The sequence below is a fragment of the Stenotrophomonas sp. YJH_SMC_127 genome, assembly GCF_059372445.1.
Genome location: NZ_JCAFVO010000001.1, coordinates 1,141,506 through 1,157,000, shown reverse-complemented (window position 1 = coordinate 1,157,000; position 15,495 = coordinate 1,141,506). Strand labels below are relative to the sequence as shown.

At 66.8% G+C, this 15,495-nt stretch carries 15 protein-coding genes and 1 tRNA gene; 7 read left to right on the top strand and 9 right to left on the bottom strand.

Going from position 1 to position 15,495, the window contains the following annotated elements; translation table 11 throughout:
- The first annotated feature begins 2 nt into the window (after positions 1–2).
- Positions 3–1,712 carry an ArnT family glycosyltransferase gene (locus tag AC5QAB_RS05170; protein ID WP_495233199.1) on the top strand — a complete coding sequence of 570 codons (1,710 nt, stop codon included), beginning with the start codon at positions 3–5 and terminating at the stop codon, positions 1,710–1,712.
- Positions 1,713–1,864: 152 nt separating this feature from the next.
- Entirely contained in the window at positions 1,865–3,121 is a 1,257-nt protein-coding gene (locus tag AC5QAB_RS05165) for an O-antigen ligase family protein (RefSeq protein ID WP_050483512.1), read from the top strand.
- A 30-nt stretch (positions 3,122–3,151) separates the two neighbouring features.
- On the opposite strand, the gene AC5QAB_RS05160 is transcribed toward AC5QAB_RS05165, so the two are convergent.
- Positions 3,152–3,958 (bottom strand): glycosyltransferase family 2 protein, encoded by an 807-nt coding sequence (locus AC5QAB_RS05160; protein WP_014648559.1) that lies wholly within the window; start codon positions 3,956–3,958, stop codon positions 3,152–3,154.
- Here AC5QAB_RS05160 and AC5QAB_RS05155 point away from each other — a divergent pair.
- A complete protein-coding gene (locus AC5QAB_RS05155) occupies positions 3,957–5,015 on the top strand; it encodes a CDP-glycerol glycerophosphotransferase family protein (protein ID WP_164167319.1) in 1,059 nt (352 codons plus the stop codon). The genes AC5QAB_RS05160 and AC5QAB_RS05155 overlap by 2 nt on opposite strands.
- A 97-nt stretch (positions 5,016–5,112) precedes the next feature.
- Here AC5QAB_RS05155 and AC5QAB_RS05150 read toward each other — a convergent pair whose 3' ends face one another.
- From AC5QAB_RS05150 to AC5QAB_RS05135, 4 genes are all read right to left on the bottom strand, one after another.
- On the bottom strand, positions 5,113–6,651 hold the full coding sequence (locus AC5QAB_RS05150) for a PH domain-containing protein (RefSeq protein WP_262216771.1): 1,539 nt from the start codon (positions 6,649–6,651) through the stop codon (positions 5,113–5,115).
- Positions 6,648–7,148 (bottom strand): PH domain-containing protein, encoded by a 501-nt coding sequence (locus AC5QAB_RS05145; protein ID WP_032958281.1) that lies wholly within the window; start codon positions 7,146–7,148, stop codon positions 6,648–6,650. Before AC5QAB_RS05145 ends, AC5QAB_RS05150 begins: the two co-directional genes overlap by 4 nt.
- Before the next feature lie 74 nt (positions 7,149–7,222).
- On the bottom strand, positions 7,223–8,359 hold the full coding sequence (ribA, locus tag AC5QAB_RS05140) for a GTP cyclohydrolase II RibA (protein WP_075076440.1): 1,137 nt from the start codon (positions 8,357–8,359) through the stop codon (positions 7,223–7,225).
- An 87-nt stretch (positions 8,360–8,446) separates the two neighbouring features.
- On the bottom strand, positions 8,447–9,367 hold the full coding sequence (locus AC5QAB_RS05135; protein ID WP_075076439.1) for a lauroyl acyltransferase: 921 nt from the start codon (positions 9,365–9,367) through the stop codon (positions 8,447–8,449).
- 61 nt (positions 9,368–9,428) lie between these two features.
- Here AC5QAB_RS05135 and dtd point away from each other — a divergent pair, with 61 nt between their 5' ends.
- From dtd to AC5QAB_RS05115, 4 genes are all read left to right on the top strand, one after another.
- Positions 9,429–9,869 carry a D-aminoacyl-tRNA deacylase gene (dtd, locus tag AC5QAB_RS05130; protein ID WP_014648553.1) on the top strand — a complete coding sequence of 147 codons (441 nt, stop codon included), beginning with the start codon at positions 9,429–9,431 and terminating at the stop codon, positions 9,867–9,869.
- Between the two features lie 90 nt (positions 9,870–9,959).
- Positions 9,960–11,813 carry an RNA polymerase sigma factor RpoD gene (gene rpoD, locus AC5QAB_RS05125; protein ID WP_014648552.1) on the top strand — a complete coding sequence of 618 codons (1,854 nt, stop codon included), beginning with the start codon at positions 9,960–9,962 and terminating at the stop codon, positions 11,811–11,813.
- A 265-nt stretch (positions 11,814–12,078) separates the two neighbouring features.
- Positions 12,079–12,390, top strand: coding sequence for a hypothetical protein (locus AC5QAB_RS05120; RefSeq protein ID WP_032958284.1), 312 nt, complete (start codon positions 12,079–12,081; stop codon positions 12,388–12,390).
- Positions 12,391–12,430: 40 nt separating this feature from the next.
- A tRNA-Ile gene (locus AC5QAB_RS05115) sits at positions 12,431–12,506 on the top strand.
- Positions 12,507–12,916: 410 nt separating this feature from the next.
- Here the strand turns inward: AC5QAB_RS05115 and AC5QAB_RS05110 are convergent.
- The 4 genes from AC5QAB_RS05110 to AC5QAB_RS05095 form a co-directional block, all read right to left on the bottom strand.
- Positions 12,917–13,486: a YdcF family protein gene (locus AC5QAB_RS05110; protein WP_262216772.1), complete on the bottom strand. Its 570-nt coding sequence runs from the start codon at positions 13,484–13,486 to the stop codon at positions 12,917–12,919.
- Between the two features lie 484 nt (positions 13,487–13,970).
- Positions 13,971–14,531, bottom strand: a complete 561-nt coding sequence (locus AC5QAB_RS05105; RefSeq protein WP_032958323.1) for a fasciclin domain-containing protein — start codon at positions 14,529–14,531, stop codon at positions 13,971–13,973.
- A gap of 177 nt (positions 14,532–14,708) precedes the next feature.
- Positions 14,709–14,960 carry a hypothetical protein gene (locus tag AC5QAB_RS05100; RefSeq protein ID WP_014648542.1) on the bottom strand — a complete coding sequence of 84 codons (252 nt, stop codon included), beginning with the start codon at positions 14,958–14,960 and terminating at the stop codon, positions 14,709–14,711.
- Between the two features lie 91 nt (positions 14,961–15,051).
- A complete protein-coding gene (locus AC5QAB_RS05095) occupies positions 15,052–15,297 on the bottom strand; it encodes a hypothetical protein (RefSeq protein WP_014648541.1) in 246 nt (81 codons plus the stop codon).
- Positions 15,298–15,495 lie beyond the last annotated feature (198 nt).

The following is a 15,495-nucleotide window of genomic DNA, read 5'->3' as shown; positions in this document are numbered from 1 at the left end:
CCATGCTGAAATCCCGCGCGTCGCGCGAGACGTGGTTGTTCGTGGTGATGGCCCTGCTGGTGCTGGGGGCCGGGCTGGGCCTTCGTGATCCGTGGCCGTCGGACGAGCCGCGCTTCGCGCTGGTGGCCAAGCAGATGTTCGACAGCGGCCACTGGCTGTTCCCGCACCGCGGGACCGAGCTGTACTCGGACAAGCCGCCGATGCTGATGTGGTGGCAGGCCACGCTGTACAGCCTGGTCGGGCAGTGGCGCGTGGCCTTCCTGCTGCCGTCGCTGCTGGCGGCACTGGGCACGCTGTGGTGCGTGGTCGACCTGGGCCGGCGGCTGTGGACGCGGCGGGTGGGGCTGTATGCCGGCTGGGCGCTGCTGTTCGCGCTGCAGTTCACCTTCCAGGCGAAGAAGGCGCAGATCGATCCCCTGCTGCTGCTGTTCATCACCCTGGCCAACTACGGCCTGCTGCGCCACCTGCTGCTGGGGCCTGCCTGGCGCTGGTGGTGGCTGGGCTGGTTCTTCGCCGGCATCGGCGTGATCACCAAGGGCGTGGGCATGCTGGCGCTGCTGATGATCGTGCCCGCGGCAATCGCCACGGCGCTGCGGTGGCCACGGGTGGGCCTGCACGCGCGCGACGCGCGCTTCTGGCTGGCGCCGCTGGCCTTCCTGCTGGCGGTGTCGTTGTGGCTGGCGCCGATGCTGCTGGCCGGCTTTGCCACCGGCTCGGACGAATATCGCGCCTACATGGACGATATCCTGTTCCAGCAGACGGCGCGGCGCTACACCCATTCCTGGGATCACCACCAGCCCGCCTGGTACTTCCTGGCGACGATGCCGCTGATGTGGATCCCGGCATTCCTGGCCATGCCCTGGGCGATTCCGGCCTGGCGCCGCCGGCTGCAACGCCGCGACGCGCGCTATCTGCTGCCGCTGGCCTGGTGGCTGATGGTGGTGCTGTTCTTCTCGATTCCCGCCGGCAAGCGCGACGTCTACATCCTGCCGGCGCTGCCGATGTTCTGCCTGGTGCTGGCACCGCTGTTGCCGGGGTTGCTGAAGCGACGCGATGTGCAGGCCGTGGTCGGGCTGTTCACCGGCCTGCTGTCATTGGGCCTGGCCGTGGCTGGCGCGATGGCGGTGCTGGGTGACCCGGCCTTCGAGCTGCGCCTGACCCATAGCCGCGGGCTCGCCCCCGGGGCCGTCGACGCGCTGGCGTGGACGATCCTGGCGATGGGCCTGTGGGGCGGATTGAGCCTGCTGGCCTGTGGCCGTCGCCGGCAGCTTGCGCTGGTGTCGACCCTGGCGGTGGTCTGGGTGCTGTACAGCCTGGTCGGCTACCCGCTGCTGAACGATTCCAGTTCGGCCCGTGGCCTGATGCGCACGGTCGGTACCCGCCTGGGCCCCGATGCCGAGCTGGGGTTGGTGGCCTGGAAGGAACAGCACCTGCTGCTGGCCGACCGTCCCGCCGCGACCTTCGGTTTCGAGACTGACTGGGACGAGCAGCTGGTGGCGGCCACGCGCTGGCAGCGGCTGGCGCCCGGACGCCGTTGGCTGCTGGTCCACGAGTACGCGATGCTGTCGTGCGTCGACCGCAACCGCTCCGAACTGGCCGGCGTGGCCAACCGGCGGCGCTGGTGGCTGGTGCCGGCGGCGGCGGTGACGGTGCCGTGCGTGGTCACTGCCGAGGAGCGGGAACGTGAACGGCGTTTGCAGGAACATGACTAGCCAGCACGATTTCCGCTTGTCCAGTCTGCCCAAGCGGGTCCAAAGGCAGTAAAACAGCAGGCTGGGACGGCCCGCGTTGGCCCGTCCCATTCTTCCAGCAGATTGCAGCGATACTTCCCGACGTGCCAGCTTCACCGGACAACCTGAACCTCATGGCCGGCGACCCGCTGGGCGTTCCCGTCGGTGGGCGTCACGGGGTTGCACACGGGCTGGCCCAGCTGGGGCTGTTCTGCCTGCCGGCACTGGTGCTGACCGTGCCGATCAACCTGTTGCCGTATGGTCTCCTGCTGCTGCTCAGCACCCTGCTGGCGCCGGAGCTGCTGTGGCGCGCGCGGGGCATGGCCGGCCAGCCGGTGAAAGTGCTGGTCTGGCTGATGCTGGCGGTGCTGGCGCTCGGCGTACTGTCGGTGGTGCTGTTCGAACAGGGCCTGCGTGACGTGGACAACCGTTCGCGGTTCGTGGTCATCCCATGGATCGCGCTGTGGATCTGCGCGCTGCGTCCCAGCCTGCGGTGGCTCTGGTACGGCTCGTTGGCCGGCCTGCTCGCCACCTTCGTGATGTCGCTGTGGCAGGTGCTGGGCGGCGCCCCGCGCGCGGAGCTGTTCACCAACGCCATCGTGCTGGCCGACATCGTGATGGTGTTGATGGTGCTGCTGGTGTTCTGCCGGCCGTCGCGGCGCTGGTCGCTGGTGATCCTCGGCATGGCCGCCGGTTGCGGCACCATCGTGCTGACCGGCAGCCGCGGTGTGTTCGCCGCCTTGCTGGCGCTGCTGGTGGTGCTGGCGCTGAGCCTGCGCTGGCGTACCGGTGCGGCGCGCCTGTCGGTGCTGGCAGGGATGCTGGCGATCGGTGCGACGCTGCTGCTGTCGGTGCCGGAGCTGCGCCACCAGGTCCGCCTGAGCGAGCTGCACAGCGACGTGCAGCGGATGGAGCTGGGCGACAGTGATTCTTCCGCCGGTGCCCGCGTCGAGCGCCTGCAGGTAGCCTGGCAGACCTTCCTCGATCATCCGCTGGTGGGTGTTGGCATCGGTCATTTCGACAGCGCGATGCAGCGCGTGCCGGTCTGCCGGGAGAACCCGGAAGAGTTGCGCTGCCACCTGGGGCATGCCCACAACGACGTGGCCGAATGGGCGGCGACCCAGGGTGTACCGGGCCTGCTGCTGTTGCTGGCGGTGTATGGCATCCCGCTGTGGTTGTTCGTGCGCCTGCATCGCCGCAGCGGACGGGCGACCTTCCGCGGGCCGGCCGCTGCCGGCGTCATGCTGGTGATCACCTACGCGTTGTGCGGGCTGACCCAGTCGATGTTCGCGCACCAGATGACGGCCAGTTTCTACGTGACCCTGGTCGGGCTGCTGACCGGCCTGTCGATCGTCGAAGGCGCGCGCCACCGGGCGATCACCGGCTCGTGATGCGTCGGCGCGCCGGGCGGGCCCCGGCGATCAGGGGTTCGGCGGGTCGGCCACGGGCTGGCCGTTGCCCAGCATCCACAGCATGATGGTCTTCTGCCGCACGTAGTTGGCGCGCACGTAGGCGTAGACCAGGCCGTGCCAGCCGTCGCGGAAGCCGCCACGGAACACGAAGCCGCGCCAGAACCGCCAGGCCGGCGCCAGTACCAGCTTGCCCAGCGTGGCCCGCTTGCCGCGTGCGAACTCGTGCTCGGCCATCATCCGCGCGTACTTCTCGGTCTTGGCCAGCTGCTGCTGCAGGGAGCGGTACGGGTAATGGACCAGGTCGCCGCGCAGGGTGCCGACGCTGCCGTCGACGCTGGCCGCCTCGTGGATCTCGCGCTTGCCGCGCCAGCCGCCGCGGCGGCGGTCGAACAGGCGCATCACCCGGTCCGGGTAGGCGTTGCCATGGCGCAGGAACCTGCCGAAGTACTCCGACAGGCGCGCGAAGCGATAGCCGGCATGGCCGGCGAAGCCACCGTCGCGGGCCCGTTCGATGGCTGCGCGCAGTTCCGGGCTGATCCGCTCATCGGCGTCCAGGCACAGCACCCAGTCGTGGCTTGCCTGCTCGACGCAGTAGGCCTTCTGGCTACGGAAGCCATCGAACGCGCGCTGCAGCACGCGGGCGCCTGCGGCCTCGGCGATGGCCAGGGTGGCATCGGTGGAGTACGAGTCCACGACGATGATCTCATCGCAGAAGGCCAGCGAGGCCAGGCAGTCGCCGATGCGGCCGGCCTCGTTGAACGCGATAATGCAGGCCGAGATGCGAGGCCGTTCGATGGGAGCGGTCGTGGAGGACATGATGGCCGGGTACCTGTTGTTTGCGACGGAGCGCTATGCGCTGCCTATTCTCGCCCCGTTGGCGCAGGCCTTGCACGCCTCCGGGCAGGAGGTGGCGGCCTGGTTCGAGGACGGCGCTGCCGCCAGCAGCCTGCCGGACGTGCCCAACATCGGACTGAAACAGGCCCTGGCGATGCGGCCGCGTGCCGTGTTCAGCGCCGCCAACTGGGTGCCGACCTTCCTGTCCGGCGCCAAGGTACAGCTGTTCCATGGCTTCAACGTAGAGAAGCGCGACAGTGCGCGCGGCCACTTCCGGGTGCGCGGCATGTTCGACCTGTACTGCACGCAGGGGCCGGCCACCACCGCGCCGTTCCGTGAGATCGCCGCCCTGCAGGGCCACTTCGCCGTAGCCGAGACCGGCTGGCCGAAGCTCGACCCGCTGTTCCGCGACGACGGTGGCGAGAGCGCCGCGCTGCGCGCAGCGGCGGGCGGGCGCCCGGTGATCCTGTTCGGTTCGACCTTCACCGAGCGCCTGAGCGCAGCGCCCCACCTGCATGCGCAGATCGCCGCCGATATCGCTGGCGGTGAGCGCTACTGGCTGCTGACCCTGCACCCGAAGTGCCCACCGGAACTGTTCGAGCGCTACCGCGCGCTGGCCGGTGCCCATGCCCGCTTCATCGAGCCGGAGCAGGTGATGGCCGCGCAGCGCGCCGCCGATGTGCTGGTGTCGGACACCTCGTCGATCGTTTCGGAGTTCATCGTCCAGCACAAGCCGGTGGTGACCTTCCGCAACCGCGTGCCCAAGCCGCACATGATCGACTTCGACGACCCGGCGCAGCTGCCGGCGATGCTGCAGCGCGCGCTGCATCCCGACGCCGCGCTGCAGGCGGAGATCGTGCGCTACGCCGACGCCATCCATCCGTACCGCGATGGCCTGTCCAGCGAGCGGGTGATCGCCGCCACCGAGGATTTCCTGTCCGGTGAAATGGGCGTGCTGCGGCGCAAGCCCTTCGGCAGCTGGGTGCGCGACCTGCAGATCCGCAAGGACCTGGGATATTGGGGGCCGTCGCAGCGCTGATGCCTCGCCGACCCCGCTCGCGGTAGTGCCGGGCGCTGGCCGGCAACCTCGGGAATGTCTGCGGTTGCCGGCCAGCGGCCGGCACTACCGGTATTGCTTACCAGCGCAACTTGCGCCGCGCCAGCGCCGCGGCCAGCTGCTCCATCACGTGTTGCGCCTGCGCCTGCGGCAGGTAGCGCAGGGTCAACGCCACATCACCGTGCGCACCGGCCGTATCCAGCTGCAGGCTGCTGGTGCCGAGCAGCTTGTCCAGCGGTGAACGCTGCAGGCGCAGGCCCTGCACCTTGTCCAGCTCGGCCCAGCGCCACCAGCGCTTCCACCAGCCGCCGCGCACGGCCACGTAATGGGCATCCAGATACCAGCCCATGCGCGCCATCTGCCGATGTGCCACCAGCAGCGCCACCGGCAGCCAGGCCAGCACGATCAGGCCCCATGATCCCCAGCGCCAGTACGCGGCCGCTGCCAGCAACGGCACCAGCAGCAGCGCGCCCAGGCACAGTCGCCACCAGCCACGCTGCTGAATGGACTGCCATTGCGCTGGCGGCCATTGCAGTTGAGGCAACAGGTGCTGCACCAGCTGCTCGCAGCGCATTGCCGGTGCCAGCGGTGCCAGCTCGCGCAGGGCGCGGTCCTCGTCGCGCGAGGGGCCGCCGGCGGCGCTGTCGATGCGCAGCTGGCGCAGGCCGAACCAGCGATGCAGGGTGGTTTCGCGCAGCGTCCAGGCCTGGATGCGGCGACGCGCGACACTGCTGCGGGTACGGCTGAGCAGGCCGGCCGAGACGGTCAGGCGGCGATCCTGCTCGCTGAGGGTGAAGCCGTGATAGCGCAGCAGGGTCAGCACCACCGACAGCGCACGCAGCGCCAGCCAGCCCAGCAGCAAGGCTGCGGCCAGCAGCAGGAAGGCGCCGGCCACGCCGGGATGCAGGTGGCTTGCGTAGCCGAAGGCTTCCCGGCCGCCACGCTGGATGGCCGCGTCCATCACCGGCCGCGGCACGGTCTGGAACAGCACGCCGAAGGCGGCGATCGCCAATGCCCAGCCGCGGTTGGACAGCAGGCCCATGCGCACCACATCCCAGCTCGACAGGCGCAGCAGCACCTGTTCGGTGTCGGAGTCGGTGATCGAGGGGGCGGCCACAACGTCGGCGGCCTGCGGTGCCTGCCCACGCTGGCGCACCAGTCGTTCCAGCGCCAGCGCCTGGTCCAGCTTCAGCACGCGCATTTCGGCTTCCGGACGCACGCCGCCGGCCGATTCAAGGCGCAGCTCGGCCACGCCGAACAGGCGGTGCAGCGGGTTCTGCCGCACTTCCACGTTGTGGATGCGGGCGAACGGGATCTCGCGGCGGTTGCGCGCCAGCAGTCCGCTGCGCACGGTGATCGCGTCGCTGCCGATGCGGTAGCGGTAGCTGAGGTACTGCAGCACCGAGACCAGCACCAGCGCGGCAATCGCCGACAGCGGAATCAGCTGCGCCCACATCGGGTCGCGGTCACCGCGCTGGCCGAACACCAGCAGCGCCACCAGCGGCAGGAAGTAGTGGCGCAGCTGCATCAGCAGCACGAACAGCCACGACCATGGGTGCAGGCGATGGTCCTCGCCACCGGCAGGCAGCGATGCGGGCAGGGGCGGCGGCAGGCTCACAGGGCGTCGGCGTCCTGGTCGAGCTGATGCGACAGGGTGTCACGCAGGCGCTCGGCGTCGGCCTCGTCCAGGCCGCTCACGGTCACTGCGCTCATGCGGGTCCCGGCGGTGTGCACGATCAGCGTGGCCAGGCCGGCACGGCGTTCCAGCGGGCCGCGGCGCAGGTCCAGGTGCTGCACGCGCGAAATGGGGATGCGCGTTTCCAGCTGCCACATCAGGTCGCGGCGCAGGCCCAGCCCTTGGGTATCCAGCCGCCAGCGGGTGCGGGTCAAGCGCCGGTGGCCAAGCCACGCGCCGAAGACGATGCCGATCAGCAGCCCAAGGGCGGCCGTCCACAGGCCGCCGGGCAGCTGGAAGAACCACGCGGCCGCGGCCAGCGGCAGGCCCGGCACGAACAGTCCGCCGAAGGCGCCTTCCAGTGCGGCCAGGCGGGCGGCGCGCTGCGGCAGCGACTGCCAGGCATCGGCAGGCGGGGAGGTCAGGGGAACGTCGATCACGCAGGCTCCGTCAGGTGGCAGGGCGGGCGGTGGCGGCAGGGCCGCACCGCGCAGACGGTAGCAGGTCGACCGCGCTACTGGGCAGCCTGGATCAGCGCGTCCACATCCAGCATGTGGCCGGCACGATCGGCCTTGGTGCGCAGGTAGTGTTCGTTCTCGGCAGTGATCTCGCCGGTGACCGGAATGCAGTCCAGCACCTCGATGCCGGCGTTGCGCAGACGCTGTGCCTTGGTCGGGTTGTTGCTGAGCAGGGCCACGCGCGAAATGCCCAGGCCATGCAGCATCGCCACCGCACTGCCGTAGCGGCGCTCGTCGGCACCGAAGCCCAGCTGTGCATCGGCATCGATGGTGTCCAGGCCGTCGTGCTGGTAGCCGTAGGCGCGCATCTTGGCGGCGATACCGGTGCCGCGGCCTTCCTGGTCCAGGTACAGCAGCACGCCGCCGCCCAATTCCTTCAGCTTGCGCAGGCCGCGCCGCAGCTGGTCGCCGCAGTCGCACTTGAGTGAGCCGAACAGGTCACCGGTCAGGCACGAGGAGTGCACGCGTACCGGCACCACCGCCGACAGGTCCGGTTCGCCGACGATGATCGCGACCTGGTCGCGCTGGGCCACGCCGCCGCGGAACACCGCGAAGGTGGTCATGCCGACGTCGCGCAGCGGTACCGGCGAACGGGCGACCAGTTCGTAATCGTGGGCGGCGTGTGCCGCGCCCTCGGCCAGGTCGCACAACGCCACTTCGGCCGCACCCGCAAAGGTCGTGTCCTCTGCATCCAGGCGCACCGCCACCATGGCCGGCAGCAGCAGGCCCAGGCGGGCCAGCTCCACCGCGCCGGCATCGAAGGCGTCGCCGGCCGTCCAGTCGTCCGGCATCGGCCCGGGCTCGCGCAGGTAGCCCAGCGAGGGCAGGGCATCGAAGGCAACCCCTGCCAGCGGCAGGCGCGCGCCTGCCGGTGCCTCCACGCCGAGCACGCGGGCGCGGGTGGCGGTCAGGAACAGGTAATGGCGCTCGCGTGCGGCAGCGGCGAAGGCAGCGAAGCTGCTGGCAGTGGCGCTGTCCAGTGCAATCACCGCCAGGCGCTGGCCCTGCCCATCGTGGAGCAGTACCGGGCGACCGGCACGCAGTTCGGCCACCGCGCGTTCGCAGCGGATCGCGGCGGGGTCGCCGAACAGGGAAGAGGCAGCAGGCATGGCGGGACCGGGGGAGGCGGACATCGCAGTCTCTATGGGGGCGCCGGCGTCGTATTCAACGTGGTGCGGCCGCCGGTCGCAGGGGCCGGATGGGCATGGGCGTGGGGGCCGTCAGTGCGGATGCTCTTCGGTCGCATACGGATCTTCCTCGCCGCTGCCCGGTGGCCGCAGCGTATAGCGCTTGTAGGTCCACTGGTACTGCGTCGGGTCGCGGCGGGCGATGCGCTCGATGCCGGCATTGAGCGCGGTGGCGGCCACCTGCGGGTCCGGATCGGCCACGGCCGGGTCGGTCGGCTCGATGTGCAGGGCGAATTCCATGTCCGGCCCGATGCGCTCGCACCAGCCATACAGCACGGTGGCGCCGGTGCGCTCGGCCAGCCGGTTGACCAGGGTCATGGTCAGCGCCTGCACGCCGAAGAACGGCACGAACACGCCATCGCCGGCCTTGGGCTGCTGGTCGGGCAGGATGCCGGTGGCGCCGCCGTCCTTGAGCACCTTGAACAGCTGGCGCACGGCCGGGCCCTCGGCGCGTACCTGCTGCACGTTCTGGCCGCCGCGCACCAGCTGCAGGAAGGCGTCGCTGGCCTCGTCTTCCGGCGGCTTGTAGACGATGGCGATCTGCCCGCGCGAGGCCAGCCACTGGTTCAGCAGCTCCCAGTTGCCGAAGTGCGGTGCGGCCACGATCACGCCCTTGCCGCTGGCCAAGGCCGCGTCGTACAGGGCTTCGCCGTGGCGCTGCTTCAGGTGCAGCCGCAGGTTGTCGGCCGGCTGCCGGCTCCACAAACGCAGGGTCTCGATGGCCTGCAGCGCAGTGGAGCGCAGCAGTTCGCGGTGCAGGCGGTCGCGTGCAGGACCGTCCAGCTCCGGGTAGGCCAGTTCCAGGTTGCGCCGGGTGACGCGGCTCTCACGGGCATTGACACGAACCCACGTCCACGCCAGGGCGTGTGCGACCCCCCGCAGCAGCGGCCAGGGCAGGCGGGCGAACAGGGTGGTGGCGCGGTAGACCAGCCGGGCTTTGCGTTGCGGATTCATCGGCGCCAGTTTAGCCAAGGGCGCTGCTATCGTGGCCGGCCCCGTTCATTGGAAGCCCACGATGCTCGTCCTGATCCAGCGTGTCAGCCAGGCCGCCGTCCATGTCGACGAGGAGGTGGTGGGGCAGATCGGCCCCGGCTTGCTGGCCCTGGTCGGCATGGAACCGGGGGATAGCGAGGCCCAGCTGCGGCGGATGGCCGAACGCCTGCTGGGTTACCGGGTGTTCGCCGACGAGGCCGGGAAGATGAACCGGTCGCTGCGCGACACCGGTGGCGGCCTGCTGCTGGTCAGCCAGTTCACCCTGGCGGCCGATACCCGTTCGGGCATGCGGCCGAGTTTTACCAGCGCCGCACCGCCGGACGAGGCTGAACGCGGGTTCAATCGATTTGTCGACATCTGCCGTGAAAATCATGCGCCAGGGGTGGAAACGGGCCGGTTTGGCGCCCATATGGTCGTCAGCCTGGTCAATGACGGTCCCGTGACCTTCCTTCTCAGGCCCTAGGCCGCCGGGACCACCGCCCGGCAGGCAGGGCCCCGGGCTGGTATAATGCTACGTTCCCTATTTCTCCCTAGCCGGTGGCGCGAGCACTACATGGCCAACGAACGTCCTGCCCAATCCGAAATCAAGCAACTGATCAGCAAGGGCCTGGAACAGGGCTACCTGACCTACGCCGAAGTCAATGACCATCTGCCGGACGACATGGTCGACCCGGAACAGATCGAAGACATCATCGGCATGATCAACGGCATGGGCATCGATGTCCATGAAGTTGCGCCGGATGTGGAAACCCTGCTTCTCAACGACGGCAACACCGGTAACCGCGAAGTCGATGACACCGCGGCCGAAGAAGCTGCCGCCGCGCTGAGCGCGCTCGACACCGAAGGTGGCCGTACCACCGACCCGGTGCGCATGTACATGCGCGAAATGGGCACGGTCGAGCTGCTGACCCGCGAAGGCGAAATCGCCATCGCCAAGCGCATCGAGGAAGGCCTTTCGCAGGTCCAGGCCGCCCTGGGCCAGTTCCCGGTTTCGGTCGAATCGCTGCTGACCGACTACGAGGCCCACAAGGAAGGCAAGAAGCGCCTAGCCGAAGTGATCGTCGGCTTCAACGACCTGGCCGACGAAGAGCCGGCGCCGCCGGCGGTCGCTGCCGATGACAGCAGCGATGCCGACGCAGAAGGCGACGAGGACGAGGACGATGACGTCGAGGGTGGCGAGGAAGAAGCCGCACCGACCGGTCCGGATCCGGAGGAAGTCGCTGCGCGCATGCAGGCGCTGAGCGATGCCTTCAATGCCTTCAAGAAGGCGGCGACCAAGGGCGACAAGAAGAACCTGCCGCGCCTGCGCGAAGAGATGTCGGCGGTGTTCGTCACCCTGAAGCTGCCGCTGCCGCTGACCGACGTGCTGACCAAGCAGCTGCGCGACACCATGGCGTCGATCAAGGCCCATGAGCGACGCGTGCTGAACCTGGCCACCGTCACCGCGCGCATGCCGCGCAAGGACTTCATCCGCTCCTGGGAAGGCAACCAGACCAACCTGGAGTGGGTGGAAGACGCACTGAAGCGCAAGCAGAAGTGGTCGTCGGCCCTGCGCGAAGTGAAGGACCAGATCATCGCCGAACAGCAGGCGACGATCGACATCGAGAAGCTGACCCAGCTGGACCTGGAAGAGCTGAAGGAAATCAGCCGTGCCATGGCCTACGGTGAAGCCAAGGCGCGCAAGGCCAAGAAGGAAATGGTCGAGGCCAACCTGCGCCTGGTGATCTCGATCGCCAAGAAGTACACCAACCGTGGCCTGCAGTTCCTCGACCTGATCCAGGAAGGCAACATCGGCCTGATGAAGGCCGTGGACAAGTTCGAGTACCGCCGCGGTTACAAGTTCTCGACCTACGCCACCTGGTGGATCCGCCAGGCGATCACCCGCTCGATTGCCGACCAGGCGCGCACCATCCGTATTCCGGTGCACATGATCGAGACGATCAACAAGTTGAACCGCATTTCCCGCCAGATGCTCCAGCAGTACGGTCGCGAGGCCACGCCGGAGGAGCTGGCCAAGGAAATGGACATGCCGGAAGACAAGATCCGCAAGGTGATGAAGATCGCCAAGGAGCCGATCTCGATGGAAACCCCGATCGGCGACGACGAGGATTCCCATCTGGGCGACTTCATCGAGGACACCAACGTGGAGTCCCCGATCGAGAACACCACCAACATCAACCTGTCTGAAACCGTGCGCGACGTGCTGGCCGGCCTCACCCCGAGGGAAGCCAAGGTGCTGCGCATGCGCTTCGGCATCGACATGAACACCGACCACACGCTGGAAGAAGTCGGCAAGCAGTTCGACGTGACCCGCGAGCGCATCCGCCAGATCGAAGCGAAGGCGCTGCGCAAGCTGCGTCACCCGAGCCGCTCGGAGCAGCTGCGCAGCTTCCTGGATATCGATTGATTTCCAGCGGCTGTTGAAGCGTTGAGAGAAACCCCGCTTGGTGCGGGGTTTCTCTTTTTGGGTGCCTGGACATGCCCGACGGGGCTTGCCGATGTCGCATCTACCGTTTGAATTTTTCCTGCGACGGTCGCACGCTGATCGCGCAGATGCTCAACACATCCCGTAGGCGGGCCGGTCATCACCGGCGCCGATGCAAGCGCGCGGCAGGTCACGTGCAACTCGTACGGCCTGCGGCATTGATTCGTCATGCATCTGGAGTCACGCCATGAATGATGTGGAGCACGATGTTCCCGAGCCCGTGCAAACCGATTTCCCGCCGCTGCTGGACTGGGATAAGGTGATGCGGGATGAGTGCGAGGATCGATTGGGATTTGCACGCCGTACGACGTATGCGCTGCTGACGCTGTCGGAGGCCGGATTGCTTGCCGGCTTCAGCGGCGACAACCAACAGGGACTGGAGCAGATCAGAAGGATGGTTGCGTTGTTCCAGGCATGCCTGAGGCGGCAGGTATGGCTCGCGGAAGCGGCGGAGAGGCGGCTGGGGCGTATTTCGGAGGCGTTTGCCGCTGCCGGGTAGCCGATCGAGCGCGGCCTCCACTACACTGTGACGCTGCGCCGGGCCTATAGCTCAACGGTTAGAGCAGGGGACTCATAATCCCTTGGTTCCAGGTTCGAATCCTGGTGGGCCCACCATAAGAAGCAGGTGCTTGGGCGTCGGGCCCGATGCCTCTACCGCGTCGGCGGAAAAAGCATCGGAAATAATTCTCGGGCGCCGATAGGGTTCCACCGGATTTACTGCGCATCGACAGGCAATGGACACTTGTTGCCATGACAAGGAAGGCAGCAAGAAACGAATGGTTGGTCCTCGCCGGCAGGTGCGCGGAGAGTACACGGAGGCGGCCACGCCGGCTAACTCTATCGCCAGGACCATATCTCCATGGTGACGCTCGAAAGCGGCAAGATAATGGCCTACAGGAAGTACTGGGATCCTTACGTTGCATTGAGACTTCGGGCTGGCCAGGCCCGGTGTTGCCGCTCGGTAGCCCTGAACAGCACACGGCGTCGTGGCGTGATGCGTGCAGCGTGCCTTGGCAGCACCTGGATCAGCTTTCTGGAAGCTCGATCAGGAATCCCCTCCTTATGTAGTGCGGGATCTTCACGTACTCGGCCCTGACGCGTTCGGCGAACTCCGGATCCAGGTGCCAGTCACTCTTGTCCACCGCGAAATAGTTGACCCACTGCGCGGTAACGATTGGCCCTGGCCAATGACGGGCCATTGTCATCAGATATCGACGCGCGGAACAGATTTTTCCGATGGCAATGACGCTCCGTCTCTCTTCGAGAGGCAGCATGCGCTCGGCAAGCTCGCGCGAGCGCCATACGTTCTCACCAGTGTTCATGGCGAGCGGCTCGATGATGAGCACATGCTCTGGAATTCCCAACTCCATGAGGCGGGTAGCCATGGTTTCGGCTTCTGAATCGTGAAGACCTGCGGTCATGCCACCGGAAACGACTGCCTTCCGGAACATTCTCTTGTGCCACAGGGTGACTACTGCCTGGCAGAAATCCTCCACTCCGTGCCGAGTTCCGAAGATCAGTGCGAGATCTGAGCGTACTGCAGGGCGCTCCGGCATGACGTAGTCGCCTATGCGCTCGATGTCTTCCAGTTGCATGGCTGCTTCCCTCATGGTCAATTTGGCTGGCTTCTAAGTTGACCACTGGAGTATTACGGCCTGTGGGTTCTCGAGTTGGTACGAAGACCCTCTTCGACGCGCAGGTCAGGGGGGGCAGCCTACGATCTGGTGGTGCATCTCCTGGATACCCCGCATGACATTCGTCGTGATCGCGTCCGCCAGCGCAGTCGCGAGAAAGGCGCAACGTTCCCCATGGAGGCACCCGCTGCCTTCTGCGAGCTGGCGAGCGAGCATTGAGAACCGATGGTCCCAACCGAATGCGAGATCTACGACGTCAGGTAATCACCTGGAATCCAAGGCCCCCTTCTGACTGACAGGGATACCAAGGCCCCAACGCCGCTGCACGCTCCTGATACATGAGGTAGCGCGTCACCCGCCCCGCAGCCGCGATGCTGATTCATGGGAGGAGACGGCGGCAGCCGCGATGCGGCTGCCGCGCATGTGCTCGTCCTGCTGCTTGCAACTACTTCGGCATCAACACGGTGTCGATCACGTGGATCACGCCATTGGACTGGCCGACGTCGGCAATGCTGATCCCCGCCTTGCCGCCCTTCGCATCGATGACCCACAGCTTGCCGTCATGCAGTGCGACGGTGAGGGATTCACCTTCAACGGTCTTCAGCGTGGCCTTGCCGCCGTGCTTCCTGGCATCGGCCATCAGCTGCGCTGAACTGTAATTGCCTGGCACCACGTGGTAGGTCAGGATCTTGGTCAGTTGTGCCTTGTTTTCAGGCTTCACCAGCGTATCGACCGTACCTGCGGGCAGCTTGCTGAAGGCTGCATTGGTGGGCGCGAAGACAGTGAAGGGGCCGGCGCCATTGAGGGTATCGACCAGGCCCGCTGCCTTGACCGCAGCGACCAGGGTCGTGTGGTCCTTGGAGTTGATGGCGTTCTGGACGATGGTCCTGGTGGGATACATCTCCGCTCCGCCGACCATCACGGTACTGGCGGCGAAGCTCATTGAAGTGGCTGAGACGAGTACGGCGAAGCTGACTGTGGCGGCTATCCGCTGAAGGGCTTTCACGGCGCGTTCCTCTATGGGATGCCCGCAAGGCGCGGGCATCCTACATACGCGCTGGCGCGGCCCTTGGATGCAGGCAGATGCATCAGTGCGCGTTGTCGCTTGAAACGTCGCAGCGTTGTAAAAGCCGAGTGAACGACTGCCCCTGCCGGCGGCTACGCAGTACGAACTGCGCGCCGCTCAGCGGCGCGGATGGCGGATGTCGGAAGCGCAGCCAGAAAGGCGCGCGTTGCTGATGGCCTGGCGGACACCACAGCCACGGCATGACAGCACGGTTCCACCGGCAACGTGTTCCATCTCATGCTCGTCCCACACGCTCGTCGATCCGCAGGCGGTGCAGGTGGCGACGATCTGCAGTGCGCGGGCCAGGTCGCCCTGCTCCCCAGCCTTGTAGGTGAGATCGGTGATCTGAAAAATGCCGGTATGACTCATGGGAATGCCGGGGGGTGCTTGTTGGCGAACGATAGGGCCCACCGGGTATCGGTCGTGTCGGTGCTGTGTTGATGGATGGTTGAAGTGCAGGCTATTCGTCGCTGCGTCGATTGAGCTCTTCAAGCCGTGCGCGGCTGACTGACTGGTGATTGCCGCAGGTTGGGCAACTGAGGGCAGCCGCACCGTCGAGATCGACAAGGCCATGGTTGGGAATGGCCCTGAACTGCCAGGAACACTTGATGCAGGAGCAATCGATTCGGGTGACCTGCAGCAGGGTGCCGTCTGCCCGCGTCACTCCCTCGACGCTGATTACGTAGAACTGTCCGATGTCACGCATGAAGATGAACGAAATCCCTGAATCCGTAGGGCGCCATCATGCTGTTTTGTGGGCCATCTGGGACAAAGGTGGCTTGGTCGAATTCTGAAGAGTTAAGAATTCGAGTGACGGTGCGGACTCGCAGCGGGACAAGTAATCCAACGCCGCGCGAGTGAGAGTTGGATACGACGACGTGAGCGCCTTCCGCAAGGTGTTCCA

Bases quoted from the DNA above. Each gene is read 5' to 3' on its own strand.
- AC5QAB_RS05120 (WP_032958284.1), top strand. From the start codon at position 12,079: ATGAATGATGTGGAGCACGATGTTCCCGAGCCCGTGCAAACCGATTTC.
- AC5QAB_RS05165 (WP_050483512.1), top strand. From the start codon at position 1,865: ATGGCCGGCGACCCGCTGGGCGTTCCCGTCGGTGGGCGTCACGGGGTT.
- dtd (WP_014648553.1), top strand. From the start codon at position 9,429: ATGCTCGTCCTGATCCAGCGTGTCAGCCAGGCCGCCGTCCATGTCGAC.
- AC5QAB_RS05100 (WP_014648542.1), bottom strand. From the start codon at position 14,960: ATGAGTCATACCGGCATTTTTCAGATCACCGATCTCACCTACAAGGCT.
- AC5QAB_RS05155 (WP_164167319.1), top strand. From the start codon at position 3,957: ATGATGGCCGGGTACCTGTTGTTTGCGACGGAGCGCTATGCGCTGCCT.
- ribA (WP_075076440.1), bottom strand. From the start codon at position 8,359: ATGTCCGCCTCCCCCGGTCCCGCCATGCCTGCTGCCTCTTCCCTGTTC.
- AC5QAB_RS05135 (WP_075076439.1), bottom strand. From the start codon at position 9,367: ATGAATCCGCAACGCAAAGCCCGGCTGGTCTACCGCGCCACCACCCTG.
- rpoD (WP_014648552.1), top strand. From the start codon at position 9,960: ATGGCCAACGAACGTCCTGCCCAATCCGAAATCAAGCAACTGATCAGC.
- AC5QAB_RS05170 (WP_495233199.1), top strand. From the start codon at position 3: ATGCTGAAATCCCGCGCGTCGCGCGAGACGTGGTTGTTCGTGGTGATG.
- AC5QAB_RS05160 (WP_014648559.1), bottom strand. From the start codon at position 3,958: ATGTCCTCCACGACCGCTCCCATCGAACGGCCTCGCATCTCGGCCTGC.
- AC5QAB_RS05110 (WP_262216772.1), bottom strand. From the start codon at position 13,486: ATGCAACTGGAAGACATCGAGCGCATAGGCGACTACGTCATGCCGGAG.
- AC5QAB_RS05095 (WP_014648541.1), bottom strand. From the start codon at position 15,297: ATGCGTGACATCGGACAGTTCTACGTAATCAGCGTCGAGGGAGTGACG.